A 24,512-nucleotide genomic window follows, 5' to 3' on the forward strand; every position below is an offset into this window, starting at 1 on the left:
AAAGGCAATCCATTAATTCCTTGTGCCCCCAGCCAGCTTCGTGAAGGAAGGCCGGATGGCAAAACCACCGGCCCTCAGAGCCGCCGTTCGTCCGTTCAAGGCGCTGTTCGATAGCGATGCCTTTGCCGGAATCCTGCTGATCGCGGTGGCCGCCGCGGCAATCGCCCTCGCCAACTCGCCACTGGCCGGCGACTATGAGCACTTCTTCCATCGGCAGTTCGCCTGGTCTCCCATCGCCAAGCTCGACACCCTGCACCTGTGGATCAACGACGGGCTGATGGCGGTATTCTTCTTCGTCGTGGGGCTCGAAGTGAAGCGCGAGATGCTCGCCGGAAACCTGGCCGATGCCCGCACCCGCAGGCTCCCGATATTGGCGGCCGCGACGGGCATGGCCATGCCGGCCCTGGTCTATCTATCGATTGCCGGGGGAGAGCCCGAACTCGTCCGGGGTTGGGCGATCCCTGCGGCCACCGACATTGCCTTCGCCATGGGCGTGGTCGGTCTGCTCGCCAAACGCGTGCCGCCGTCGTTGCGGCTGTGCCTGCTGACGATCGCCATCGTCGACGACATCGGTTCGATCGCCATTATCGCGCTGTTCTACTCGAGCGGAATCAAGATGGCCTGGCTTCTGGCGGCAATGCTGGTGGCCGCAGTCATGATCGCGCTCAACAGGTATGGAAAGCAGCGGGTCTGGCCCTTCGTCGTTTGCTCACTGCTCCTGTGGTTCTGCGTACTGCACTCAGGCATCCACGCGACCATCGCCGGCGTCGTCGCGGCGCTCATCATCCCGATGCGCACACGCGACGGGTACAGCATGCTTGAGAACATGGAGCATGGCCTGGTCGGCTGGAACTCGCACTTCGTGGTGCCGCTGTTCGGCTTTGCCAACGCCGGGGTCCCCCTCACCCAACTGGGTCTCGCTGCCTTTCTGGATCCGCTTCCGCTCGCCGTGGGCGCCGGGCTGGTGATCGGCAAGCAAGTGGGAATTTTCGGCAGCATCCTGACTGCGGAGAAACTTGGCTTCGCCAATCGGCCCAGCGGGACCAGTTGGGCGCAAGTCTGGGGCATGAGCGCGCTGTGCGGAATAGGCTTCACCATGAGCCTGTTCATTGGCGCCCTGGCGTTTCCCAAGTCACCGCTCCTGGTCCAGGAGGCCAAGCTCGGCGTGCTCGTCGGCTCGCTTATCTCAGCCGTACTTGGGTATACCGTGCTGCGCCTCGCACGGACGCAGCAGCAGCAACCAGCGCCTTAGTCTTTCTTCGCCACCGGCGGATTATCACCCAAGTCCTGATACCAGGCCTCGACCGGACCGGTGAGCTTGAGCGTCAGCGGGCGGCCCTTGCGGTCGACAGACTTGCCGGCCTGGACCCGCACCCAACCTTCGGAGATGCAATACTCCTCGATATTGGTGCGCTCGACGCCCTTGAAGCGAATGCCCACGCCACGCACCAGCTTGTCGCTGTCGAAGTGCGGGCTCGAGGGATGAATCGCCAGATGATCGGGCGGCACGTCCGATGCAGCGGATGTCGTTTCGGCCGGAGCCTGCGGTGCGGTCTCTTCAGTCATGCCGCGCGCTTAACGCCGCAGCCGGGAAAATCAATCCGGCGGCGTTTCAGACGGAGCCTTATCGGGCTGCGGTGGGCTTTCGATCGGCGAACTGTCGGGCCGGTCGAAATCTCCCTGGTTGGGCGCGACCTCGTCGGGCGAACCTTCCGGCACTCCGTTGTCGTCATTCCCGGGACCGACTTCGTCCGGCTGCTCGCCGGGATAGGCCCGGTCGCCACCATCCGACCGGCCCCGGTTGAAATGGGCCGGCTTCGAGCCAGGAGCGCTTGCGTCTTCGTTGTCATTGGCGAGTGTCGCCGCGAGGTCGGGGGCGATGTCTGTGTCTTCAGGGCGGTCCATTAGAAGGATCCTTTCGTCGATCGTGGAACGTCCCGCGGGCCGCCGTCGTTCCATCTCTGCGTTCGGGCTGCCGTGCCGCTTGCCCTTTCCAGCGCGCCCTACTAAGGGCGCTGCTTCATTTCGCAGGTGGGAGCCTGCAAAGTTCGTCGGGCCGCGGGCGTGGCGGAACTGGTAGACGCGCTGGATTTAGGTTCCAGTATCGCAAGATGTGGGGGTTCGAGTCCCTTCGCCCGCACCAGTTCCGGCGCTGGGGCACCGGATTGGATGTAGCGCCAAGTGTTTGGAAGGCTTTGGAATGCAGATCGTCGAAACGACCAATGAAGGTCTCAAGCGCGCCTACACGGTGAAGATCCCGGCGAAGGAAATCGCCGCGCGGATCGAAGCCGAAGTGAAGAAGGTTGCGCCGCAAGTCCGCATGCCGGGCTTCCGCCCGGGCAAGGTGCCGGCCAACCTGATCAAGAAGATGCACGGCGCCGCTCTGCATTCGGACGCGTTCAACGCCAGCGTCCGCGAATCGATCGACGCGCTGATGCGCGAAAAGCAGCTGCGCCCGGCGCTGCAGCCCAAGGTCGACCTCGATGAAGGCTACGAAGAAGGCAAGGATGCCGAGCTCAAGGTCGAGCTCGAAGTTCTGCCCGAGATCGAAGCGCCCTCGATCGACGGTCTCTCGCTCGAACGCCTGGTCGTTCCCGTGTCTGACGCTGCGCTCGACGAAGCGCTTGGCCGTCTTGCCGAGAACCAGAAGACCTACAAGGATGCCCCTAAGACCAAGAAGTCGGCCGACGGCGACCAGCTGATCATCGACTTCGTCGGCCGCGTTGACGGTGTCGAGTTCGAAGGCGGCAAGGCCGAAGGCGCCCCGCTGGTGATCGGCGCTGGCCGCTTCATCCCCGGCTTCGAAGAGCAGCTGTCGGGCCTCAAGGGCGGCGACACCAAGACCATCGAAGTGACCTTCCCCGAGGACTATCCGGCTGCCGAGCTCAAGGGCAAGAAGGCCGAGTTCGACGTGACGGTACAGAAGCTTCAGGTCGAAGCCGAATCGAAGATCGACGAGGACTTCGCCAAGTCCCTCGGCCTCGACAGCCTCGACAAGCTCAAGGAGCTGATGAAGGTTCAGCTCGAGCAGGAAACTGCCGGCCTCACCCGCACCCAGATGAAGCGCCAGTTGCTCGACAAGCTCGCGGCTGAGCACGACTTCGAAGTGCCGCCGACGATGGTCGAAGCCGAATTCGGCCAGATCTGGCAGCAGCTTCAGGCCGAAGTCGCCCGCGAAGAGAACCCCGCTGAAGGCCTCAAGGAAATTGAAGCCGACAAGGACGATTACCACCGCATCGCCGAGCGCCGCGTGCGCCTGGGCCTGCTGCTGTCGGAAATCGGCCAGGCCAACAATGTCCAGGTCTCTGCGCAAGAGATGGGCATGCTGATCCAGCAGGCCGCCCAGCAGTATCGCCCGGAAGATCGTGAGCGGTTCGTCGAATACGTCCGCGGTGACGCGATGGCGCAGGCCCAGCTCCGCGCCCCGCTTTACGAAGACAAGGTCGTCGACTTCCTGTTCGACAAGGCCGAAGTGACCGAGCGCCAGGTTACGCGCGAAGAGCTCGAAGCCGCCATCGAAGCGGAAGAGACGGCTCCGGCCGCGGCTCCGAAGAAGGCCACCGGCAAGAAGGCTCCGGCCAAGAAGGCTGAAGCCAAGACCGAAGAGAAGCCCGCCAAGGAAGCAAAGGCGCCTGCCAAGGCTCCGGCGAAGAAGGCCGAGCCCAAGGCTGCTGCCGAGAAGGCGCCTGCCAAGAAGGCTGCTCCGAAGGCTGAGGCCGAAAAGGCGCCTGCCAAGAAGCCTGCCGCCAAGAAGGCGCCGGCTAAGAAGTAAGCGCTGCGATCATACCCGGCCGTTCCGTCCAGACGGAACGGCCGAGAGTATGGTCAGAAGCTGCCCTTCACCTGCAGCCGGAAGATCGGCTGCACGCTCAGATCGCGATGTTCGGTGAAGAGGATCGGCGCCCCGTTGCGGTAGCCATCCCACACAGTGCGGTGAAACAGTCCGCGGCCATCCGTCAGGTTGAAAACCTGCAGGTTCACGGTCAGGCCGAACACATCCTTGTTCTCGACGAACGCGAACGTGTAAATCGGCCCTTCGTAGTCCTTCCCGGTCTCGAACAGGCGGATGTACGGCTGCACGTGCGTCCAGTTGAACCCGCCGCCGAATGCCCAGTCGCTCGCGGGCATGTCGTAGCGCAGGCTTACCTCACCCCGGAAATCGTTATTGCCACTGAAGGGGCGCCGCTCCAGCGTAAGCGGGTCTTCCAGGCTCGAGGTCTCGTAGGTCGTGTTGAAGTCGATCTTGGCGCCTTTCCACCCGATCGGATCGAGGTTGAAGGTGGCCGTCGCCGCGACACCGAAAAGCCGGGCGTCGTCGATATTTCCGCGGGCCTCGAACCCGTTTCCATCGGGAATGATCTCGATCAGATCTTCATACCAGCGGCCGTAGAAACGGACGTTGGCAGAGCCCCAGGCCTTGAGGTTCTTCTTGACCTCCAGATCGACCTCCCAGCTCTGGGGAGGCACCAGCTCGGCGTTGCTGGCATTGGCGTTGTTCTGGTCGAGGAAGACCCGGGCCAGGAAATCGCTGAATGAAAGCTGCCCGACGACGCGCGCCAGCTTGAGCGAAAGATCCACCCCGTCGGTCGGCGTCCAGGCCAAGTTGGCCGATCCCTTCGGGCGCCAAAACGTCCGGACGAGCCCCCCAGGGCCGGTCTGAGCGAGCTTTGAATACTCGCCGCCTGCCCCGATCTGCAGGGTGAGGCCTTTGCCCAGCGTGCGGTTGTGGGTGAGGATCGATTCATAGCGATCCTCGGTCACCCCGCCCGAACCTGCCGGGAACGGCAGTTCGATGAAGTCTCCATCGACGTTGAGTGAATAGAGCTGCGCGGTCTGATCCAGGCGATTGAAGGCCGCCTCTCCGTCGAGCTGCCAGGATCCCCCGAGCATGTCCCAACGATATTCCGCGCGACCGATGATCTCTCCGGTCTCGCTTTGCAGAGCGAAGCGATTGCCGGTCGGCGGACTGCCGTCCTCTAGCGTGAGGACGGAATCCTGCTCCAGCTCGTTCTCGTTATATCGGTCGAGGCCAATCAGTTTCAGCCTGCCCGGCCCGAGCGCGAAATCGACATCGCCGCCTAGCTCGTATCCCCAACCCCGATTGCTGTTGTCGAAGTCACGAAATGAATCGATGCCGACCACGGGATGGCGCTGCTCGTCGTTCGAAAAGTCCGTGTAGTTGCGGGTATAGTTGGCGTTCAAGTTGGCGACCATGCTGCCCGGGCCATCCCATTTCACGCTGCCCGAAAGCCGCGGAAATTCGCCGATGAACCTGATGCGGACGTCGCGGTTTTCGGTGACGTTCATGTCGGCGTCGGTGATGTAGCCCGGCCCCACCGCCGCACCGCGCCCGTTGTTGTGCGTGGCCGCAACGTTCCATTCGAGCCGCGGTGTCGATCCGCTCAGCGAGACCTCGCCCGCAACGAAGCCGGGCTCGGCGTATTTCGGCCGTGCGGTGGCGCGATATTCGAAACGCCCGCTCAGGCCCCCGCCCTGCGTGAAGATGTTGGCCACCTGGCCGGATAGGCCCGGGATACCGAGGGACGCCCCGTCAACGATCTCGATCCGCTGGACGCGGTTTGCCGGAATGCGTTGGAGCTGGTCGAACAGGTTTTCCGACTTGCTCGCCAACCGCTCGCCGTTGACCAGCACGTTGTCGCGAGTCTGCCCCAAGCCGCGTCCCTGTTGCTCGGACACGATCGAAAAGCCCGGCACCTGGTTGAGCATGTCGAGCGCGCTGCGGGGAGCGAAGCGGGCGAAATCAGCCGCCTGGAATACCTGCGCCCGCGCAGCATCCCCAGCGGGGACTTCCGCGCTGACGACCGGATCCTCGGTCGCCGGTTCCTCTGTTGGAACCGGCGGCGGATTGTCGCCACTGTCCTGCGCCCAAACAGGCACAGCCACCGCCATCAGCGCGACGACGGCCGTCGAAGTCCCCAACCCTCTCATCCAACCCCTCGATTACAGTTGTAGTTATTGGAGGTGCCTTAGGCCCTCAATACGGCAACTGCGTCCTGTATCGACGGAGTGTCAATCCCATCCGACGAACGGCTCCACGGGTGCGGAACCGGGGATCATCGACGAACGGCCTTGAACATGTGCCGGTGAGACGCGACATAGGCGCTGTTTCAAGACGAGAGGACTTTCATGATCGACGTGTTCGGCGGCAGCGGCGGGACCTACGGGGCCCAGGGCAAGTTCAATATGGACCCGACGACCGGGGCGCTCGTGCCCGTGGTCGTGGAAAGCACCAGCCGCGGTGAGCGCAGCTTCGACATCTTCAGCCGCCTGTTGCGCGAGCGAATCGTGTTCGTGACCGGCGAGGTCGAAGACAACATGGCCTCACTGATCGTGGCGCAGCTGCTGTTCCTCGAGAGCGAGAATTCGCAAGACATCTCGATGTACATCAACTCGCCGGGCGGCGTGGTGACGGCCGGCATGGCGATCCACGACACCATGCAATACATCAAGCCCAAGGTCCGCACCGTGTGCATCGGCCAGGCGGCTTCGATGGGCAGCTTCCTGCTTGCAGCGGGTGAACCGGGCATGCGCGTGGCTCTGCCTAACGCTCGCATCATGGTCCACCAGCCCAGCGGCGGCGCACGCGGCATGGCTTCGGATATCGAGATCCAGGCCCGCGAAATCCTGCGTATTCGCCAGCGGATGAACGACCTCTACGTCAAGTATACCGGCAAGTCGCTGACCGACATCGAGAAGGCGCTCGACCGCGACACCTTCCTCGAAGCGGAGGAAGCGCTGAAGTTCGGCATCGTCGACAAGGTCTTCGCGCATCGCCCAAAGGATGAAGAAACCGGCGTCGAAAGTGGCTCGGGGGGTGCTCCGGAATAGCCCGGGGCCTATCCGGGAGCGCGCACCAAAGCGCTCCCGACCCGTAGTAATTTGGCAACCTTTCCCCTTCAGGCTAGAGCAAGTCGGGGCAATTAAGGTTGACGCAATTGATATTGCGTCCTTCGGAGCTACATTCCGAAGACGATTCCCTGACGCGTCCATATGCGGGCGGCGTCCGGACCAATGGACGAGAGCATGACGAAACTTAGCGGATCCGACAGCAAGAGCACCCTCTACTGCAGCTTCTGCGGCAAATCCCAGCACGAGGTTCGCAAGCTGATTGCAGGGCCGACGGTGTTCATCTGCGATGAATGCGTCGAGCTGTGCAACGACATCATCCGCGAAGAGACCAAGGGTGGGATTGCCGGCAAGAAGGACGGCGGCGTTCCGACGCCGCAGGACATCTGCAACACGCTCAATGATTATGTGATCGGGCAGGACCGCGCCAAGCGCGTGCTCTCGGTGGCGGTGCACAACCACTACAAGCGCCTGAAGCACAGCGGCAAGTCGGGCGAAGTCGAGCTGGCCAAGTCCAACATCCTGCTCGTCGGCCCGACCGGTAGCGGCAAGACGCTGCTGGCGCAGACGTTGGCGCGCACGTTCGACGTGCCGTTCACGATGGCCGACGCCACTACGCTGACCGAAGCCGGCTACGTGGGCGAGGATGTCGAAAACATCATCCTCAAGTTGCTGCAGGCCAGCGACTACAACGTCGAGAAGGCCCAGCACGGGATCGTCTACATTGACGAGATCGACAAGATCACGCGCAAGGCGGAAAACCCCTCCATCACCCGCGACGTGTCGGGTGAAGGCGTGCAGCAGGCGCTGCTCAAGCTGATGGAAGGCACCACTGCCTCGGTCCCGCCGCAGGGCGGCCGCAAGCACCCGCAGCAGGAATTCCTGCAGGTGGACACGACGAACATCCTGTTCATCTGCGGCGGCGCTTTCGCGGGCCTGGAAAAGATCATCGGTGACCGCTTGCAGAAGCGTTCGATCGGCTTCGGCGCCAACATCGCCGATCCGCAGCAGGCCCGCGTGGGCGAGATGCTGCAGAAGTGCGAGCCGGAAGATCTGCTCAAGTTCGGCCTGATCCCCGAATTCGTCGGCCGCCTGCCGGTCATCGCCACGCTGCACGACCTCGATGTCCCGGCGCTGGTGGAGATCCTCAAGGAGCCGAAGAACGCCCTGGTCAAACAGTACCACAAGCTGTTCGAGCTCGAAGACGTGGACCTGACCTTCACCGAAGACGCGCTCGAAGCGATCGCCAAGAAGGCCATCAAGCGCAAAACCGGCGCCCGTGGCCTGCGTTCGATCGTCGAGGCGATCCTGCTCGACACCATGTTCGACCTGCCGAGCATGGAAGATGTAGTCGAAGTCGTCGTCGACAAGGACGTCGTCGATGGCCGCAAGGAGCCCGTTCGCGTGGTCTCTAGCGAAGGCAAGAAGAAGGAAGCGGCGGCCTAACGGCTGCCGTTCCCCCTACTTCCCTCTTGGGCATACCGCTCCTTCTCGGCTGATCGGCAAGACAAGAGCGCCCACCCAGACCAACAGAGCGCTGGCGCTGAAGGCCGCACCAAGCATCGCGACGCCGGCCCATCCCGCTCGGTAATAAGCCATCGTTGAGGTTATGCCGCCGACGGCGCTACCAATCGAATAGAACACCATATAGCCTCCGACGAGCCGGCTACGGGCCGCGGGGTGCCGGGCAAAGATGATGCTCTGATTGGTGACATGAACAGCTTGCACCGCCAGATCGAGCAACACGACGCCGATCAGCACGAGCGGAAGCGACACCGGCAGCATCGCGATCAGTCCCCATGACGCCAGCAACAGTGCCAGAGACAACCCCGTGGTTCGTTGCCCAAGGCCGCGGTCTGCGAGCCGGCCAGCGCTTGTTGCCGCGATAGCCCCAGCCATGCCCACGAGGCCGAACAGTCCGATCTGGGTATGCGAGAACGAAAAGGGCGGCGCGCTCAGCGGGAGGACCAAAGCCGTCCAAAAGGTGCTGAAGGTCGCAAAGATCAGGAGTGCAAGAAGGCCGCGCTCCAACAAGACCCGATCGCACAGGAACAGGATCGGGATCGAACGTAACGTCGCGGCGTAGCTATCGGCACTGTCTGGCGACGGTCGGTGCGGCATGACGCGCAGCAGCACACAGACCATCGCTGCCGTAAGGATGGCCGAGGTCAGATAGACCGCGCGCCATCCACCCAAATCGGCCACCAGACCGGCGCGGAAACGCGCGCCAAGGATGCCAATGACAATGCCGCTGGTGACCATGCCGACGACCTTCCCTCGTTGTGCAGGAGTTGCCAGCGTCGCGGCAAAGGCGACCAACACTTGCACCATGACGGCAAGCAAACCCATTGCGGCCAGGCCCGCAAACAGGATCGCCTCGGTTCTCGCCGTCGCGACAACGGCCAGCGCGGCGACTGACAGGATGCCTTGCCAGACAACCAGCCGACGGCGATCGACCAGATCTCCGAGCGGCACTAGGAATATCAACCCGAGCGCGTAGCCAACTTGCGTCAAAGTTACGACCAGCCCGATTCTGGAAGGCGAGATCCCGAAGTCCCGCGCCATCGAATCGAGCAATGGCTGGGCATAGTAGATGTTTGCGACGCTGAGGCCCGCCGCACTTGCGAAGGTCAGGGTTGTGACCTTCGCAAGTCCTTGGCGCGCTGAACGCTCTGTCGCTGTGTCGTCTCTGTATTGCATCGCGGCCCTGTTTCGAAACTCACTCTAGTTTCATTTTGAGACCACTTGCTTCGACGGAAATCCAGTTCTATTTTAGAACCAGATGAGCGGGGTTTGACGAGTACATGGCCAAGCGTGTTAGCCTTTGGGATGCAGGATGCCCGGTCGCGCGTGCGCTGGACGTTATCGGCGATTGGTGGTCGCTGCTCATTATCCGGGACGCCTTCGACGGCGTCCGGCGCTACAATGAGTTTCAGACCGGGCTCGGTATCGCCAAGGGAATGCTCGCGATAAGGCTGCGTGATCTGTCCGAGCGCGGCATCCTGGAAACCGCGCCGGCTTCCGACGGCTCCGCTTACAAGGAGTACGTCCTGACTGAGAAGGGGCGTGGCCTGTTCCTCGTCATCGTCGCATTGCGTCAATGGGGCGAGGATCATCTCTATCGCTCTGACGATGTGCGATCCTCGCTGCTCGAAAGGGAGACCGATACCCCGGTCGCGCGCCTTGAATTGCGGTCGCAGAACGGGCGACGGCTGACGTGGAGTGAAACTCGCGTGAAGAAAGTCGATGGTCCGAACGACGGTCCGGGCGCGAGGTAAGGCTGCTCGCGGCGGAAAGACTGGGTCGAAGCGAGGCTACCCCTCGCCCGCCTGCCGGCGCTCGATCAACTTCTCGAGCCTCGCGACCCGCTCGGGCGGGAGCAGCTCAAACGGGTTGTAGACCGTCTCGAAAGCCGGGATGCCCTCCGGCAGCGCAACCCAGGGCATCTTGCTTTCGGTGAAGATCACCGCGTCGGGCCGGAAAGCGCCAGGATCGTCCAAAGTGCCAACCCGCACCCCCGCGCCCAATTTTCCGAGACGCGGATAGATGCTCCACAGCGCCGATCCGCACTTGGCGCAGCGCTGGATCACATGCGGGCCACCGCTCCCGGCGGTCACTGTGTGATCCCTGAGTTCACCCCGCAGCAGCGTTACCCGCTCCGCCTCGAAGAAAGCGTTGACCACCGAGGTTGAGCCCGTCTGGTGCTGGCACAGCCGGCAATGGCAGTTGTTGACGAAGATCGGCTCGCCCTCGACCTGGTAGCGCACCTCGCCGCAGCCGCAGCCGCCCTCTCGCAGCGTCTCAGCCATGATTGTGCCCGCCGGCGCCGTGCGCTCCGTGAAGGCTGCAATTGTGTTCGTGCCCCGTCTCCACCTGCACGGTGGCGTGGCCGATGTGGAAGCGGTGATCGAGCTCGTGCGCGACGTCATGCAGGAAGCGGTCGCCCGGTTGGCCGGCGGGCACGACGATATGCGCAGTAAGCGCCGTCTCCGTCGTGCTCATCGGCCAGATATGCAGATCGTGGACCGCGGCCACGCCGGGCAAACCTTCAAGGTAGGCTCGCACCTCGGCTTCGTCGATCGAGTCAGGCACGGCCAGCAGGCCCATCTTCACGCTGTCCTTGAGCAGGCCCCAGGTGCCGCCGGCGATCACCGCGACGATGATCAAGCTGGTTACCGGGTCGACCCAATAAGCGCCCGTCAGCAGGATCACGACGCCCGCAATCACCACGCCGACTGACACCAGTGCGTCGGCCGCCATGTGCAGGTAGGCCCCGCGAATGTTGATGTCGTGTTTGCGTCCGCGGGCGAACATCAGCGCGGTGGCGCCATTGACCAGGATACCGACACCCGCGACCGCGATCATCGTCCAGCCCTGTACGGGCGCTGGATCGAACAGCCGGTTCACGGTCTCGAACAGGATCGCCCCGACAGCCACCAACAGCAGGCCCGCATTGGCGAGCGCGGCCAGGATCGAGCTGGACTTGTAGCCATAGGTAAAGCGGCCGTTCGCCGGCAGACCACTCATGTAGGCAGCGCCCCAGGCGATCAGCAGGCTGAGCACGTCCGACAGGTTGTGCCCTGCATCTGCCACCAGCGCCATCGATCCCGACCACAGGCCGAACCCGGCCTCGATCAGCACGAAGGCCGAATTGAGCAGGATGCCGATGGCAAACGCCCGGCCAAAGCCGGCCGGTGCATGGTCATGCCCATGCGCATGTCCGTGGCTATGCGAGTGTCCGACGCCCATCGCGCTCAATCGTAGACGCAGGCGTCGAGGCCGTCACGCCGGACCGAACCGATGCGAGCCTGGATGGTGTTGCCATAGCGGCGCGTGAAGCCGCCGGGGCTGTTCACCTCACGCTCCTTGGGCAACGGCAGCGCGGCCGCCATGCGCGCCGCCTCCGCCTTGCTCAACCGCGCGGCCGAGTGATCGTAATAGCGCTGCGCTCCCGCCTCGACCCCGTAGGTGCCGATGCCGGTCTCCGCGACATTGAGATAGACTTCCATGATCCGCCGCTTGCCCCAGATCTGTTCGATCAGCAGCGTGAACCACGCCTCCAGCCCCTTGCGGAAGTAGCCGCCGCCTTGCCACAGGAACACGTTCTTGGCGGTCTGCTGGCTGATGGTGGAGCCGCCACGGATGCGCCCGCCCTTGGCGTTGCGTTCGATTGCCTTCTCGATCGCCTCGCGGTCGAAGCCGTCGTGCTGGCAGAACTTGCCGTCCTCGCCCGCGATCACGGCGGCGACCATGTTGCGGTCGATGCGGCTGAGCGGGGTCCAATCCTTGGTGATCCCGTTCTCATCCATCAGCATGGTGGCGGTGACCGGCACCGGCACGAACCGGAACAGGATGACGAGCAAGAAGCTGAGGCCGACAAACCAGATGAGGGCCCAGACGAGGAAGCGCAGGATACGGACCATGGCGCTCACCTAACCGGGCAGCGCGTCGCGCGCAATTCGGCAACTGTGGAAGCCCCCAATCCTCACAGCGTCAGCGAACCCACCTGACAAACCGAACCACCGCTTCTTCGGCGATGACCATGACGGTCACCACGACCATCAGCGGGAGCAACCCGTCCATCGCCCCTTCGAAGCGGACTTTGTCCCCGAAAACCATGTCGATGGCCTCCAGGATCACGAACTTGGACAGGAACAGCACCAGCCAAGCGGTGAAAACCCGCAGGACCTTCATCAAGGCGCCCTGCCTCGCGCTGAAGAAGACCGCCAGATGATGAACGATCGCATTCGTCCCCTTCAGGAAGGCCTGCATCAGCACAGCGGCAAGCAGCGACCAGCTGAACGAGGCGACGTGGACGCTGTCCCAGAACTCGTCGAACAGGTTGAGGACGACGAGGTCGATCAGGACTCCACAGAGATAGTGGACGATCAACCGCTGGCGGTCGGTCGGCATTTCCTCTGTGGCCGGCAGGAAACCATGGATCTTGTCCTGCATCTGGTCCCTTCTCCGGCTGCCGGTCGAGCCTGCCCTTCGGCTTGGCCAGCGTCAACGCGCTTGCCGGGCGGCGTTCCGGCCAAAGCCGTCCGCAACCTTGCTCATTGAGAGGGCCGTCCTTGCGGCCTAGAAGCCGACGTTATGACCGTTCGCGAGGCAACCTGCCGGTGTGGGCAATTGCGTGCCAAGTGCACGGGCGATCCGATCCGTGTGTCGGTCTGCCATTGCCTTGAGTGTCAAAAGCGCTCTGGCAGCGTGTTCGCTACCCAAGCTCGCTGGCCAAACGAGCGCCTCGAACTGACTGGCGAGTTTAGCGAGTGGTCACAGGTGTCCGACAGCGGGATGCGCGCGACTTTTCGCTTCTGTGCGGTTTGCGGCGCGACTGTCGCCTACGAGAGTGAGGGCATGCCCGGCATGACCGCGATAGCAGTCGGAGCCTTCGCCGACCCCAGCTTTCCGCCGCCCAAGTTCTCGGTCTACGAGGAGCGGAAGCATCCTTGGACCGCCGTACTTGGTGACGATGTCGAGCATCTGGATTAGCCAGGCCTAGGCCTACCAGCGACGGGACGCCCCCTAAGACTACCTACAGCCCCAGATCCTTCAGCGTTGCTTCGATCACCTCACGGCCAGCCGACGGGACAAAGGGGAACGAGCTTAGAAACGCCGACTTGTTCAAGCCCGCGTCACGCTCTCTTGCCCGGGCGACCCATTCGGAGGCCTTGTCCCGCTGCCCCGCCAGATGTGTGCCGAGCGCGGCGATCACGGCGATGTGCTTGTGTGCCCCCGGAGAGCGGGCGGCGCGTTCGCCCCATTCAGAGGCGTGGTCGTAATCGCCCCGCAACAGCGCGTTCACCGACCTAACCGCGAGCATGGCGTAGCGTAGCGGGTCGAGCGGACTGAGCCGCAAAGCGTGGATGGCGCCTTCGTCGCTCGCGGCGGGGTTGACCTGGGTCATGTCGGCCCAGGCCTTCGAATAGATCGCCTGCGCATAGTTCGGGCTAAGCGAGATCGAATGATCAAGCAGGTCGAGGCTGGCCGGTATATCGTCGGTCAGCCAAAGCGAGCGCGCCAGATTGAGATAGGCGAAGGGATCGAGCGGATCGCATCGCAAGGCGTCTTCAGCAAGCGACCTCGCCTCTCGCGCCTGAGCTTGCGGTGTGGAGGAGTATTGCAGGAACGCATCCTGGAAACGCGTGAAGGACAGTCCCCCCAGCGCCCGGCCGAATTCCGGATCCTTCGCCAGCGCCTGCTCGAAGAGTTGGGCAGCCAGCGCGTTGTCGGATCGATTGAAGCGAAACATCCGGTCGATGCCGATATGATAGGCCGACCAGCAATCGAGCTCGGCCGGCGGCCTGGCGCGCGCGACCTGGGCCTCGTGCTGCGAAATGCGGATCTCCAGGTTGGCCGCAATCGACGAGACTATGGCCTGACGGACATCGTAGAGCTCGTCCGCGCCAATCGCATATCGTTCGGCCCAAACCACCCCGCGATCGCTGGTGTCGACCAGTTCGACGGAGATCGAGGCGCTTCCTCGGTTCGCCTCCACGGCGCCGGAGAGGCAGTACCTGACCCCAAGCGCTTGGCCGATCTCCCGGCAATCGACGTCTCGGCCGCGAAAACGAAAGCTTGAACCTCTCGCGATCACCATCAACCAGCGCAGGCGCGACAGATCGGTGATGAGTTCATCGGCGATGGCGTCCGACAGGAACGACAGCGGCCCGGGCTCGCTCAGGAATCGAAAGGGAAGCACTGCGATCGAGGGCGGGCCGTCCAGCTTTCGTTCTGAGGGCATCTCGATGGGACGAACTGCCCCCTGCTGAATGAACGAGACCGGAGCGACGAAGCGGAAACCCTTCCCGTGGATGGTTCGGATGAAGCGTTGCTGCTTGCCGTCGTCGCCCAGGGCCTGCCTGCCGGACTTTATCCTTGCGGCGATGGCCGCATCGGAAATGAAACGTCCGCCCCAAACCTTCTCGACCAGTTCGTCCTTGCTGACCAGGCGTTCCGAATTGCCAACCAGGAGCAGGAGTACCGCCAGCACCTGAGGCTCGAGATGCACGCTCGTTCCCCGATCACGGAGCTCGAAGCGACCGGGATCCAGTTCGAACTGGTCAAATCGGTAAATGAAGCCGGCCTCCGAGGGCGAACCAGAAATCTCCATGATTTCTCCATGCCGACTTCAAGCATGCGACGTCGAAGCCGCTAATATCGCGGCATCGGGTCGTCGACTTGGCGACCTTTAGCACAGGAGAGTTGAGATGCCGCTAGTTACGATCGACGTCATCAAGGACGTCTTCACCACCGATGAAAAGCGCGCGATGATCAAAGGCGTGACCGAGGCCATGATCGCCGTCGAAGGCGAACGACTGCGCGACAAGACCTGGGTGCGCATCACCGAAGTTCAGCAGGGTGACTGGGGTATCGGTGGCACGCTGCTTGGGGCCGCCGACGTCCAGGCACTGAAGTCGGCCGCCTAGCCAGCAAGAGCGACGGGACTTTCCGCTTTGAGCTCACTCTGGCTCAATGCGGAAAGTCCGTTGCCGGCCGTGAATATCAGCGCCTGAAACTACCACGGCGAGGGCCAGCAGGACCTTGCCCGGGTGTGCGTTCGCGGAAGATGATCCGGCCCTTGGACAAATCGTAGGGGGTCATCTCAACATGGACGCGGTCGCCGACGACCGAGCGGATGCGAAACTTGCGCATCTTGCCGGCGGTATAGGCGATAATCCGGTGGTTATTATCCAACATCACGCCGAACCGGCCATCGGGCATGACCTCGTCGATATTGCCCTCGAGGGTCATCAGTTCTTCTTTGGCCATTCGGGATTCCTTGATTGCATGTGACGGGGACAGCGCCGGGCGCCGAGGTTTGTCCCGCGTTGGAAGAGGTATCAGCGGTCGGAAGCGGGGCGCGGTGAGGCGGCTTCCTGTAGGCTCTGGCGGTAGCTCTCTTTGAGTTTAGCTCGATCGCGAGCAACTCGCCGGTGATATGTGTTGTGCCGAACCCACAGAAACACCGCGACACCGGCCAGTAGCAACAGACCGATCAATCCATACGCGACCAGCAGCCGGGCCGGAACGTCGAACATCATGCCCTCGAGCCGTGGATAATCTGAGCCCAACTCACTGGGAATCTCCGGGCTGCGCAAAAGCCAGTCGGCCAAGCTCAGCCTCAACGCTATTGCGGCCTTCATCGCTCAGGGTGGCCAAGTCGAGCGGGCGCCCGCCTAGCGCTGCGTGTTCGGTGTTGAGAAAGGCAATCGCCCTATCCTTGCCAAGCAACTGGAAGGCCAGCCGGGCGATGTGGCCCTGGCGCACGGCAGATTCGCGCTCAAGGCGTGGTGTGGCCGCTGACTTGCGAAAGTTCATCACGATGCGCCAATCCCGTTGGCGATCTTGTTCAACTGAGGGTCGAACGCCTTCGCGGTCAGCGACGAACACAGGGCTGCGCCTGGAAGGGCAGCCAGGCTTTCCCAACCGATCGCGGCAACAGCGCCGCTATGACGCTGGATCGAACCTATGCGATTGGCAATTCGCCGGGCACCGGTTTCATGGCTCAGGCGCGCATCGCCCGGACCGGCGCCACACGCTTGCATCAGCAAGACCTGGTGATCGTAGTAGAGCTGGTTGAGATCCATGCGGGCGCTCCTCTGGGTAAGCGGGAGCACGAACGGTCTCTCAGCCACAGGCGCCTACAAGGACGATAGCCTATGATGGGCCCTATATGGGGCCGCATGGGCCCGATTGTAAGGAGGTATCATCAGCGAAAGCGGCGCCTCAGGGATTATCGTCCGCCGTATTCCGCCTCGACGGTTGCCCGGGCATGATGCACATTGGTGCCATCCGCCGAGAAGGGGGAACGACCATGCCGCAATTCGTCATCGAACGGGAAATGCCAGGGGTGGGAGTTGCTTCGCCCAACGACCTGAAGGCCGCCTCGCAAACCAGCTGCAATGTGCTGAGAGAGCTCGGGCCCGAGATTCAGTGGGTCCACAGCTACGTCACCGACGACAAGATTTATTGCATCTACCGCGCGCCCAATGCCGAGATCATCCGGGAGCATGCCGCGAAAGGCGGTTTTCCGGCGAACTCGATCAGCGAGGTGCGCACGATGATTGACCCGACTACGGCGGAGTGACCCCCAGCCGCCCGCGTGCAACTCCGCCTGCCGACCCGGCGTCTCCCCAGGGTACTCGATAGAGGGGAGGAACGCGCGGTATGCGGCGGCGGGTGTAATGTTCGGGTGGTGTCATCGGGAAGGATGACCCCGGTTTAGGGGCGTGCAGGCAAGGCTTTTCGTTTGGGAACGCTCACCGTTTGCGCAACGGCAGTGCAAGAGGCCTGATCGGAGACCCGGTCGCGCCCTTGAGTTTCAGTGGCGTCCCGATGAATGCAAACTCGAAGATCCCGTCCCGAGCGACACCTTCCAAGTCGAGGTTTTCGATGATCGGTATCCCCTGTTCTCCGAGAAGGAAGGTGTGGACAGGCAGGAAGTTGTCCTCAAAGCCTGAAGGCATTGGTTCCGGATTGATAAGGTCGACGCCGACGATCATCGCACCGCCATCCGCCAGGAACTTTGCTGCCTCAACGGTAAGTGCGGGCGCGTCCCGCTTGTAGACGTCGGCGTCGCGGAAATGCGCGCCCTTGCCCGTACGGATCAAAACGACGTCACCGTTCCTGATCGTCAGGTTCTGCCGGTTAAGGAATTCACGCAAATCCGTCGCAGTGATCCGATAATTCGCCGGAAGTTCCGACATTCCCTTCATGGCCGCCACATCGATAAGCAGGCCGCGAGCGATGATGGGCGGTATCGTGTCTGCACCGTTGACGTCCCAGCCCATATTGCCAAGGTGCTCACTGGCCTCAAAGCCGTTCCAGATCCTCCCATGCAGGCCGAAGTGGGCAAGCGTGTCGATGTGGGTGCCGACGTGGGTGTACATCGAGATTGCATCGCCGGAGTAGGCGACCGTCCTGTTCGCGATCTCGCCGGCCCCGAAAGGATCATCGTGCACGGTTCCGTCCGGTGTGTGCGTCATCCACATGGAGAACGGGGGATCGCCGGCCTCGGTAAAACTCGGCATTCCGTGGAAGAAATCCTGCGCGAGATCGTAAGGTGCCCCGCCGTCGGCCTGCGCCAGTATCGCTGAGCGGCTCGCCGCCGACATCGCCGACATTCGACCCAACTGGTCCTCCGGTCCGATCGTGCTTCTGCCAACCTCGGCATCTATGCCTCGATCAGAGGCGCTTACAGGAAGACTGAGCATTCCTGCCGTCGCGAATAGGAGCGAAGCGAAGATTTGGCGGCGCATTAGGTGGTTTCCTGTTGTGACTGAAACCAGCGATATCGTCGCTCACCCGTGCCGCCACAATTCTCCGATTATTTGAAGCTGTTTCTGATAATGCTGAATAATGGACAAGCTGCGTCAGTTAGAGGTGTTCGTCGCCGCTGCCGACCGCATGAACTTTTCGGGAGCGGCGCGCGCGCTTGGCGTCTCGCCCGCCGCCGTGAGCGCGGCGATCGCGGCTCTCGAAGCTAGCTGGGGCGCCCGGCTTTTCGATCGCACAACCCGCTCGGTCAGGCTGACCGACACCGGGCGGGCCCTCGCCGATCGCAGCCGCCGCATCCTGCGAGAACTGGAAAAGGCGGATACTATTGCCTCTACGGCTTCGGGCCAGGTGCACGGGAATATCAAGGTGAGCGCGCCAGTCAGCTATGGTGTGCGAGTCCTCGCATCCTTGTTCGCCGACTTCCTGCGCCATAATCCCGAGGTCGAGTTGGACATCGATCTGTCGGACAGGCGGGTAGATTTAGTCGGAGAAGGCTACGATCTGGCGATCCGCATCGGTCATCAAATTGCGCCGGGCCTTGTTGCCCGCCGGCTCGCGCAGCAACGACTAATCCTGTGCGCATCCCCCAATTACTTAGCACGCCACGGCGAACCGGCGGTCCCGGACGACCTGACCCGTCACAGCTGCTTGGTCTTCACGCCGCGCCTGCCATCCGGCAAATGGACCTTCACCGGCCCGGGCGGCGCTCGCAGGTCCGTGGCCGTCCATGGTCCGATGCAAAGCGACAATGGCGAGGTTTTGCAGCAGGCCGCGCGACTGGGGGCGGGACTGACCCTGACGCCTCACTTTCTCGTGGACGACGCGCTGGCTAGTGGGGAGCTGATCGAGGTGATGCCGCAGTGGCGGTCACTGTCGCTTGGCGTCTACACCGTCCGCATTGCTGGTCCGCGCCCATCACTGCGGATCGGCCGACTCATCGAGTTCTTGAAAGCTTCTCTTGCCCATCCTTCGACGCCCCTGCCCCGACATCGCGGTGAGGCGAACGGATAGCAACGGTGTGCCGAACAAAAAAATCCTCCCCAAGACGCTGAGGTCAAGGGGAGGATCAACCGTCGCTCGGGGCGACGGCGGGGGGTTCAGGCGGCTACCAGCAGTCTTTCACCGGCGATGCGCTGCATCGCCTTCTGCAGCTTTTCGAACGCCCGCACCTCGATCTGGCGGATACGCTCGCGGCTGACGTCGTAGACCTGGCTCAGTTCTTCCAGGGTCTGCGGATTGTCCGTCAGGCGCCGTTCGGTGAGGATGTGGCGCTCACGCTCGTTGAGGCTTTCCATCGCCTCGGTCAGCATCTCGTGACGCACCATCGCCTCTTCGGCGTCGGCAACGGTTTCGTCCTGCAGCGGACGGTCGTCGGTCAGCCAATCCTGCCACTGGCCGGCACCTTCCTCGTCCCCGCGCAGGCTGACGTTGAGCGACGCGTCGCCGCCCATCATCATCCGCCGGTTCATGTTGATCACTTCCTGTTCGGCCACGCCGAGGTCGGTCGCGATCTTGGCGACATCGTCAGGATGAAGGTCGCTGTCCTCGTAAGCTTCGAGGTTCTTCTTCATCCGGCGAAGGTTGAAGAACAGCTTCTTCTGCGCCGCGGTGGTGCCCATCTTCACCAGGCTCCAGGTGCGCAGGATGTATTCCTGGATCGAGGCCTTGATCCACCACATGGCGTAAGTCGCCAGGCGGAAGCCGCGATCGGGCTCGAACTTCTTGACGCCCTGCATCAGGCCGACGTTACCTTCGGAGATGAGGTCGCTGACCGGCAGGCCGTAACCGCGATAGCCCATGGCGATCTTGGCCACGAGCCGCAGGTGGCTCGTCACCAGCTGCGCCGCGGCTTCAGGATCCTGATGTTCCGAATAGCGCTTGGCGAGCATGTATTCCTGCTCGGCCGTAAGCACCGGGAATTTCTTGATTTCGGACAGGTAGCGGTTGAGGCTCTGCTCACCGCCAAGCGCCGGGACGCTCGCTGACCGGGTGGTTTTTCTCTCGCTCACGTATTCCCTAGACCTTTCTCGTCGGCCGACATTTCGCGGACCCCTGATGGGCGTCCGCCGGGGCGCAGCCACGCACTTATCCCCCTTATAAACGAAAAAGACGGCACGATGGCGCGCTTTTCGTCGATTTCAATGACCGGTTTCGTCGATAAGTTCCTTCATGTCGGGCGGCAGATCGCTGGTGAAGCGCAGCTTGTCCGATGTTACCGGGTGGACGAAGCCGAGGACTGCGGCGTGCAATGCCTGCCGCTTGAAGCCGAGTTGCTGAAGCACCGGCCGGACCTTTGAATTGGCTCGCCCATAAAGAGGATCCCCCAATAACGCATGGCCGATTGACGCAAGGTGAACCCGAACCTGGTGGGTCCGTCCGGTTTCGAGCCGGCATTCGATGAGGGCGCAACCGTCCATCTTCTGGAGGGTCTTATAATGCGTAACCGCGTGTTTGCCTCGCGAGGAATCCTTGGGCAGCACAGCCATTTTCTTGCGGTTCGCGTCCGATCGGCCGACGCGTTCGTTGACCGTGCCTGACGGCGGCATCGGATGCCCGTTGCACAACGCGAGATAGGCGCGTTCGAGCGAATGGTCGGCGAACTGCTTGGCCAGCCCTTCGTGCGCGACGTCGGACTTGGCCACGACCAGCAAGCCCGAGGTGTCCTTGTCGATCCGATGCACGATACCGGGGCGCGCGACGCCGCCGATACCTGAAAGCTGTCCCGCACAATGGTGCAGTAGGGCGTTTACCAGCGTTCCGTCCGCATTCCCCGCCGCCGGGTGGACGACCATCCCAGCCGGTTTGTCGACCACGATCAGGTGCTCATCCTCGTAAACGACGACGAGCGGGATCTCCTGGGCCGCAGCGGCGGCTTCGACTGGTGGTGGAAGTTCGATAGAGAACGCCGACGCCGCGGCGGCCTTGGCGGAAGGCTGAGCGGCAAGCGAACCGGCCACTGTGACCTTGCCGTCGGCAATCAATGCCTTGACCCGCTCACGCGACAGGCCACTCGCTTCGGCCAGCGCCTTGTCCAGCCGCTGCCCGCCCTCGAGGACGCCAGTGATGACTCTACCCTCCCCCATGTTATGAAGATGGGAATGGCAGACTGGAGCGCAAGGGACACCGCATTGGCCGAACTGCGAATTCGCAAATCGGCCCTAGAGGCCATGCGAGCGCAGGCTTCATCGGCGGCCCCGGAAGAATGCTGCGGGCTTCTGCTGGGGGATGACACCCTGATTGAAACGGCCTTGCCGGCTGCCAACGTCGCGACCGACCGTCATCGCTTTTTCGAGATCGACCCGCAGGCCCTGGTCGATGCCCACCGTTCGGCGCGATCCGGCGGGCCGCAATTGTGTGGCTATTTCCACTCCCACCCCAACGGCGAAGCCGCGCCGTCCGCGACCGATCGCGCCCTCGCCAGCGGAGACGGGCGGGTCTGGGCGATCGTCGCCGGGCAGGAGGTCAGTTTTTGGCGTGACCTGGAGTCCGGATTCATGCGGCTTTCCTATACGGTTAATGATCGCTAAGTCGCTTCGCGATGACTTCCTCAACCGATCTTGCGGCCCTGCTCTGCTCTCGCCTGTGTCACGACCTGCTTAGTCCGGTCGGCGCCCTCAGCAACGGGCTTGAACTTCTCTCTGACGAGAAAGACCCCGAAATGCGCAAGCGCTGCTTCGAGCTGCTCGAACAAAGCGCGAAGATTAGCGCCGACAAGCTCAAGTTCTTTCGCCTGGCCTATGGCGCGGCCGGTGGCTTCGGCGAGGCCGTGCCTACGGAAGAGCCGCGCAGCCTGATCAGCGGTCTGGTGTCGGGTAACGAGCGGCTCCAGCTGGACTGGGCCGTGACCGACCTAACCCTGCCCAAGCCGGCGGTGAAGATTCTGCTCAACCTCTCGGCCATCGCGATCGATGCGTTGGTACGCGGCGGCACGCTGTCCATTGGCGCGGAGCAGCGCGAAGGCACGACCGAGATCGCGGTTCGCGCGACCGGTCCGCGCGTCGCGTTCGACGCCAGCATCGGCAAGGCACTCGACGGATCGCTGCCTGAAAACGAGCTGTCCGGACGTACCGCGCCGGCCCATATGATCCGCCTGCTCGCGGAAGAACGGGGCGGCGGCGTGCAATATGCCCTGAGTGGCGAGGCCCTGGTGATGGGAGCCGTGCTCCCCGGCACCCTGGCCTGAAGCCGACAGGCAGATAGGCCGGATCCGCTGATGGACGAGCTTGTTCACCGGGACCAGCTGTCCCCCAATTGGGAAGAGCGGGCGCTGCCGATTTCGATGGTGGTGATCCACTATACCGAGATGGAGTCCGCCGAGGCCTCCATCGCCCGGTTGACCGATCCCGATGCCAAAGTCAGCGCGCATTACCTGATCGGAGAAGACGGCGAGGTTGTCCGGCTGGTACCGGAGAGCAAGCGCGCCTGGCACGCGGGCGCGAGCTATTGGCGTGGCATCCGCGACGTGAACTCGGCGAGCATCGGCATCGAGCTCCAGCATCCGGGACACGAGTTGGGATATCGCGAGTTCGCCGAGGAGCAGATCGAAGCGCTTGTGCCGCTGGTTCATCGCATCGTGCAGCAATACAAGATTCCGCGGGCCAACGTGGTCGCCCACTCCGACGTTGCGCCGGCTCGTAAAACCGACCCCGGCGAACTGTTCCCATGGGACAGGCTGGCCGAATACCACTTGTGCCTGCCACGCCCGGAAAAGCTCGAACTGGGCGATCCCTTCCCCAACGACGGTTCGTTCTACCTCGCGCTTGAACGCTTCGGCTACGACATCACCGAGGGCCGCAAGACCGTGGAAGCGTTCCAGCGGCGCTGGCGGCCGGAGCGGATTGACGGGGAGATCGACGGAGAGGTTCGGGCGATACTGTTCCAACTTCTCTTGGATCGCGACCGCGGATTGTCTAGGTAGGCCCCGCCAGGAGGCTGGGCAGCCGCGTCGGAGCGTAAGTTTCGCCGAGGAAAGTCCGGGCTCCACGAAACAAGGGTGGCGGGTAACGCCCGCCGGGTGAGGAGGTTCGCTTCCGAGCTCAGGGAAAGTGCCACAGAGAGTATACCGCCGATGGCCCGCGCTCCTGCTTGCAGGTTTGGGGGCACAGGCAAGGGTGAAAGGGTGCGGCAAGAGCGCACCGGGCGACCGGCAACGGAAGCCGCATGGCAAACCCCACCCGGAGCAAGACCGCATAGGGGTCTCGAGCCTTTTAGGCAGGGGAGTTTCGCCCCGAGAGACCCGGGTTGGTTGCTAGAGTGGCGGAGCAATCCGTCGCCAAGATGAATGGCTGCCCCCACGTGGCCGGTCCCCTAGGGGATACCGCGCGCGGGACAGAACCCGGCTTACAGGCCTCCTGGCACTTAACTTAGGCCTCTCCCCGTGGGAGAGGGGAATGGTGCTCAGTTTAGGCGGCGAGCGCGGCGGTGGAAATTGATCCCGCCTCGGATTCGACCGCCTCGATATATCGGCGCGACGTCCCTTCGAGCACCAGCGCGGTCAGGCGCCCGCTCATGAAGGCGCCAGTGTCGATTCCGATGCGGTTGCCGCAGTCCTCGGGCATCTCCGAAATCGTGTGGCCGTGAACGACCACCGGCCCATGCGAGTCGGCATGCGACAGGAAGGGCTCCCGGATCCAGCGCAGGTCTTTCGTCCGCTGTTGACCAATCGGCACGCGCGGGTCGATTCCGGCGTGGACGAACAAGTAATCGCCGATCGCGATCATGTCCTCGAAGCTTTGGAGATAAGCGATATCTTCCGCCGGAACGGCCTCGGACATCAGCGCCTGGGCTTCTTCCAGGCTTGCGGGCAGGAACCGCTCCTTGTCGACGCCGAAGCTGAGCACTGTTTCACGTCCACCATGGCGCAGGAAGTGCCGAAAGGTCTCGATATCGCTGAAGCTGCGCAGAAACATCTCTTCGTGATTGCCCAGAAGGATGCGCACCTTGCGCTGCACCTGCCATGAGCGCGCCAGGGCGATCACGCCGGCACTGTCGGCGCCACGGTCGACCAGGTCGCCTAGAAGGATGACCGTCGTGTTCGCAGGACCGGCCGCCGCATCGTCAGCCTCGATCGCCTCGACCAGCGCTTCAAACAGATCGAGCCGGCCATGAATATCGCCCACAGCATAGACGCGCTCGCCGGGCGGTATTGCCGCTTCGTGACGGTCTTCACCGCCGCGTTCGAACATTCGTCGGAGTGCTTGCAACATCTAAGTTCGCTCAAAACCTACTTGGCGTCGGAAACAAGCCTGTTGCGCAAATCCAACCTGTCAGCAGGCTGAATGTGACGGAAAAACCACACAGCGTTGCGGATAGCTATGACCTATGCGCAATTCCCTTGTGCGCTGCAACACGTCGAGGCAGGA

General features: G+C 62.8%; 29 protein-coding genes, 1 tRNA gene and 1 other RNA gene. 14 read left to right on the forward strand and 17 right to left on the reverse strand.

The features are described from left to right. Positions 1–55 precede the first annotated feature (55 nt). Positions 56–1,252: a Na+/H+ antiporter NhaA gene (gene nhaA, locus ASD76_RS10390; RefSeq protein ID WP_055922180.1), complete on the forward strand. Its 1,197-nt coding sequence runs from the start codon at positions 56–58 to the stop codon at positions 1,250–1,252. Here nhaA and ASD76_RS10395 read toward each other — a convergent pair. Both ASD76_RS10395 and ASD76_RS10400 read right to left on the reverse strand, forming a co-directional pair. Then, a complete protein-coding gene (locus tag ASD76_RS10395; protein ID WP_055922183.1) occupies positions 1,249–1,566 on the reverse strand; it encodes a DUF3297 family protein in 318 nt (105 codons plus the stop codon). The genes nhaA and ASD76_RS10395 overlap by 4 nt on opposite strands. Positions 1,567–1,596: 30 nt before the next feature. After that, a complete protein-coding gene (locus ASD76_RS10400) occupies positions 1,597–1,905 on the reverse strand; it encodes a hypothetical protein (RefSeq protein ID WP_055922186.1) in 309 nt (102 codons plus the stop codon). 153 nt (positions 1,906–2,058) lie between these two features. Between ASD76_RS10400 and ASD76_RS10405 the strand changes: the two genes are divergently transcribed. After that, positions 2,059–2,143: transfer RNA gene (locus ASD76_RS10405), tRNA-Leu, on the forward strand. A gap of 57 nt (positions 2,144–2,200) precedes the next feature. Further along, positions 2,201–3,772, forward strand: coding sequence for a trigger factor (tig, locus tag ASD76_RS10410; protein WP_055922189.1), 1,572 nt, complete (start codon positions 2,201–2,203; stop codon positions 3,770–3,772). A 53-nt stretch (positions 3,773–3,825) separates the two neighbouring features. Here tig and ASD76_RS10415 read toward each other — a convergent pair whose 3' ends face one another. Beyond that, positions 3,826–5,904 (reverse strand): TonB-dependent receptor domain-containing protein, encoded by a 2,079-nt coding sequence (locus ASD76_RS10415; protein WP_235506612.1) that lies wholly within the window; start codon positions 5,902–5,904, stop codon positions 3,826–3,828. Between the two features lie 243 nt (positions 5,905–6,147). Here ASD76_RS10415 and ASD76_RS10420 point away from each other — a divergent pair, with 243 nt between their 5' ends. Together ASD76_RS10420 and clpX are read left to right on the forward strand one after the other, a co-directional pair. Then, positions 6,148–6,849 (forward strand): ATP-dependent Clp protease proteolytic subunit, encoded by a 702-nt coding sequence (locus tag ASD76_RS10420; protein ID WP_055922194.1) that lies wholly within the window; start codon positions 6,148–6,150, stop codon positions 6,847–6,849. 195 nt (positions 6,850–7,044) lie between these two features. Continuing rightward, entirely contained in the window at positions 7,045–8,313 is a 1,269-nt protein-coding gene (gene clpX / locus ASD76_RS10425; protein WP_055923158.1) for an ATP-dependent Clp protease ATP-binding subunit ClpX, read from the forward strand. A 15-nt stretch (positions 8,314–8,328) separates the two neighbouring features. Here the strand turns inward: clpX and ASD76_RS10430 are convergent, their stop codons facing one another. Further along, entirely contained in the window at positions 8,329–9,567 is a 1,239-nt protein-coding gene (locus ASD76_RS10430) for an MFS transporter (RefSeq protein WP_055922198.1), read from the reverse strand. 104 nt (positions 9,568–9,671) lie between these two features. Between ASD76_RS10430 and ASD76_RS10435 the strand changes: the two genes are divergently transcribed. Next, positions 9,672–10,145 (forward strand): winged helix-turn-helix transcriptional regulator, encoded by a 474-nt coding sequence (locus tag ASD76_RS10435; RefSeq protein WP_055922201.1) that lies wholly within the window; start codon positions 9,672–9,674, stop codon positions 10,143–10,145. A 36-nt stretch (positions 10,146–10,181) separates the two neighbouring features. Here the strand turns inward: ASD76_RS10435 and ASD76_RS10440 are convergent, their stop codons facing one another. The 4 genes from ASD76_RS10440 to ASD76_RS10455 all read right to left on the reverse strand — a co-directional run bounded on the left by ASD76_RS10440 (position 10,182) and on the right by ASD76_RS10455 (position 12,822). After that, positions 10,182–10,676, reverse strand: coding sequence for a GFA family protein (locus ASD76_RS10440; protein ID WP_055922204.1), 495 nt, complete (start codon positions 10,674–10,676; stop codon positions 10,182–10,184). Then, complete coding sequence (locus tag ASD76_RS10445; protein ID WP_055922207.1) at positions 10,669–11,616, reverse strand: cation diffusion facilitator family transporter; 948 nt, start codon at positions 11,614–11,616, stop codon at positions 10,669–10,671. Before ASD76_RS10445 ends, ASD76_RS10440 begins: the two co-directional genes overlap by 8 nt. Before the next feature lie 5 nt (positions 11,617–11,621). After that, positions 11,622–12,290, reverse strand: coding sequence for a monofunctional biosynthetic peptidoglycan transglycosylase (gene mtgA, locus ASD76_RS10450; RefSeq protein WP_055922210.1), 669 nt, complete (start codon positions 12,288–12,290; stop codon positions 11,622–11,624). Between the two features lie 70 nt (positions 12,291–12,360). Next, positions 12,361–12,822, reverse strand: a complete 462-nt coding sequence (locus ASD76_RS10455) for a hypothetical protein (protein WP_055922213.1) — start codon at positions 12,820–12,822, stop codon at positions 12,361–12,363. Positions 12,823–12,963: 141 nt separating this feature from the next. Between ASD76_RS10455 and ASD76_RS10460 the strand changes: the two genes are divergently transcribed. After that, positions 12,964–13,362 carry a GFA family protein gene (locus ASD76_RS10460; protein ID WP_055922215.1) on the forward strand — a complete coding sequence of 133 codons (399 nt, stop codon included), beginning with the start codon at positions 12,964–12,966 and terminating at the stop codon, positions 13,360–13,362. 43 nt (positions 13,363–13,405) lie between these two features. On the opposite strand, the gene ASD76_RS10465 is transcribed toward ASD76_RS10460, so the two are convergent. Beyond that, the gene (locus ASD76_RS10465) at positions 13,406–14,983 is read right to left on the reverse strand and encodes a winged helix-turn-helix domain-containing protein (RefSeq protein WP_055922218.1); all 1,578 of its coding nucleotides are present in this window, start codon (positions 14,981–14,983) and stop codon (positions 13,406–13,408) included. A 97-nt stretch (positions 14,984–15,080) separates the two neighbouring features. On the opposite strand from ASD76_RS10465, the gene ASD76_RS10470 reads away from it, so the two are divergent. Then, on the forward strand, positions 15,081–15,299 hold the full coding sequence (locus tag ASD76_RS10470; protein ID WP_055922221.1) for a tautomerase family protein: 219 nt from the start codon (positions 15,081–15,083) through the stop codon (positions 15,297–15,299). A gap of 76 nt (positions 15,300–15,375) precedes the next feature. Here ASD76_RS10470 and infA read toward each other — a convergent pair whose 3' ends face one another. The 4 genes from infA to ASD76_RS10490 all read right to left on the reverse strand — a co-directional run bounded on the left by infA (position 15,376) and on the right by ASD76_RS10490 (position 16,460). Continuing rightward, complete coding sequence (gene infA / locus ASD76_RS10475) at positions 15,376–15,642, reverse strand: translation initiation factor IF-1 (protein ID WP_055922224.1); 267 nt, start codon at positions 15,640–15,642, stop codon at positions 15,376–15,378. Positions 15,643–15,713: 71 nt separating this feature from the next. Continuing rightward, entirely contained in the window at positions 15,714–15,986 is a 273-nt protein-coding gene (locus ASD76_RS10480) for a hypothetical protein (protein WP_156457640.1), read from the reverse strand. Continuing rightward, positions 15,946–16,191 carry an antitoxin Xre/MbcA/ParS toxin-binding domain-containing protein gene (locus ASD76_RS10485; protein ID WP_055922230.1) on the reverse strand — a complete coding sequence of 82 codons (246 nt, stop codon included), beginning with the start codon at positions 16,189–16,191 and terminating at the stop codon, positions 15,946–15,948. The genes ASD76_RS10480 and ASD76_RS10485 overlap by 41 nt, the downstream gene beginning before the upstream one ends. Next, complete coding sequence (locus ASD76_RS10490) at positions 16,191–16,460, reverse strand: hypothetical protein (protein WP_055922235.1); 270 nt, start codon at positions 16,458–16,460, stop codon at positions 16,191–16,193. The genes ASD76_RS10485 and ASD76_RS10490 overlap by 1 nt, the downstream gene beginning before the upstream one ends. 227 nt (positions 16,461–16,687) lie before the next feature. On the opposite strand from ASD76_RS10490, the gene ASD76_RS10495 reads away from it, so the two are divergent. Further along, positions 16,688–16,960, forward strand: coding sequence for a DUF4242 domain-containing protein (locus ASD76_RS10495; protein ID WP_055923160.1), 273 nt, complete (start codon positions 16,688–16,690; stop codon positions 16,958–16,960). A gap of 172 nt (positions 16,961–17,132) precedes the next feature. Here ASD76_RS10495 and ASD76_RS10500 read toward each other — a convergent pair whose 3' ends face one another. Further along, on the reverse strand, positions 17,133–18,131 hold the full coding sequence (locus ASD76_RS10500) for a cyclase family protein (protein ID WP_055922237.1): 999 nt from the start codon (positions 18,129–18,131) through the stop codon (positions 17,133–17,135). A gap of 100 nt (positions 18,132–18,231) precedes the next feature. Between ASD76_RS10500 and ASD76_RS10505 the strand changes: the two genes are divergently transcribed. Continuing rightward, positions 18,232–19,161: a LysR family transcriptional regulator gene (locus ASD76_RS10505; protein WP_055922240.1), complete on the forward strand. Its 930-nt coding sequence runs from the start codon at positions 18,232–18,234 to the stop codon at positions 19,159–19,161. Between the two features lie 86 nt (positions 19,162–19,247). Here the strand turns inward: ASD76_RS10505 and rpoH are convergent, their stop codons facing one another. Beyond that, positions 19,248–20,159, reverse strand: a complete 912-nt coding sequence (rpoH, locus tag ASD76_RS10510) for an RNA polymerase sigma factor RpoH (protein ID WP_082553721.1) — start codon at positions 20,157–20,159, stop codon at positions 19,248–19,250. 129 nt (positions 20,160–20,288) lie between these two features. Next, positions 20,289–21,233 (reverse strand): RluA family pseudouridine synthase, encoded by a 945-nt coding sequence (locus ASD76_RS10515; protein WP_055922243.1) that lies wholly within the window; start codon positions 21,231–21,233, stop codon positions 20,289–20,291. A 45-nt stretch (positions 21,234–21,278) separates the two neighbouring features. Between ASD76_RS10515 and ASD76_RS10520 the strand changes: the two genes are divergently transcribed. The 4 genes from ASD76_RS10520 (at position 21,279) to rnpB (ending at position 23,509) form a co-directional block, all read left to right on the forward strand. After that, positions 21,279–21,677 carry a M67 family metallopeptidase gene (locus ASD76_RS10520; protein WP_321164428.1) on the forward strand — a complete coding sequence of 133 codons (399 nt, stop codon included), beginning with the start codon at positions 21,279–21,281 and terminating at the stop codon, positions 21,675–21,677. 11 nt (positions 21,678–21,688) lie between these two features. Continuing rightward, entirely contained in the window at positions 21,689–22,333 is a 645-nt protein-coding gene (locus tag ASD76_RS10525) for a histidine phosphotransferase family protein (protein ID WP_055922249.1), read from the forward strand. A gap of 30 nt (positions 22,334–22,363) precedes the next feature. Further along, the gene (locus ASD76_RS10530; RefSeq protein WP_055922252.1) at positions 22,364–23,068 is read left to right on the forward strand and encodes an N-acetylmuramoyl-L-alanine amidase; all 705 of its coding nucleotides are present in this window, start codon (positions 22,364–22,366) and stop codon (positions 23,066–23,068) included. Positions 23,069–23,074: 6 nt separating this feature from the next. Continuing rightward, positions 23,075–23,509, forward strand: an RNA gene (gene rnpB / locus ASD76_RS11275) — RNase P RNA component class A. A 43-nt stretch (positions 23,510–23,552) separates the two neighbouring features. On the opposite strand, the gene ASD76_RS10535 is transcribed toward rnpB, so the two are convergent. Beyond that, entirely contained in the window at positions 23,553–24,335 is a 783-nt protein-coding gene (locus tag ASD76_RS10535) for a metallophosphoesterase family protein (RefSeq protein ID WP_235506616.1), read from the reverse strand. Positions 24,336–24,512 lie beyond the last annotated feature (177 nt).

The organism is Altererythrobacter sp. Root672 (assembly GCF_001427865.1).
Classification (GTDB): Bacteria; Pseudomonadota; Alphaproteobacteria; order Sphingomonadales; family Sphingomonadaceae; genus Croceibacterium_A.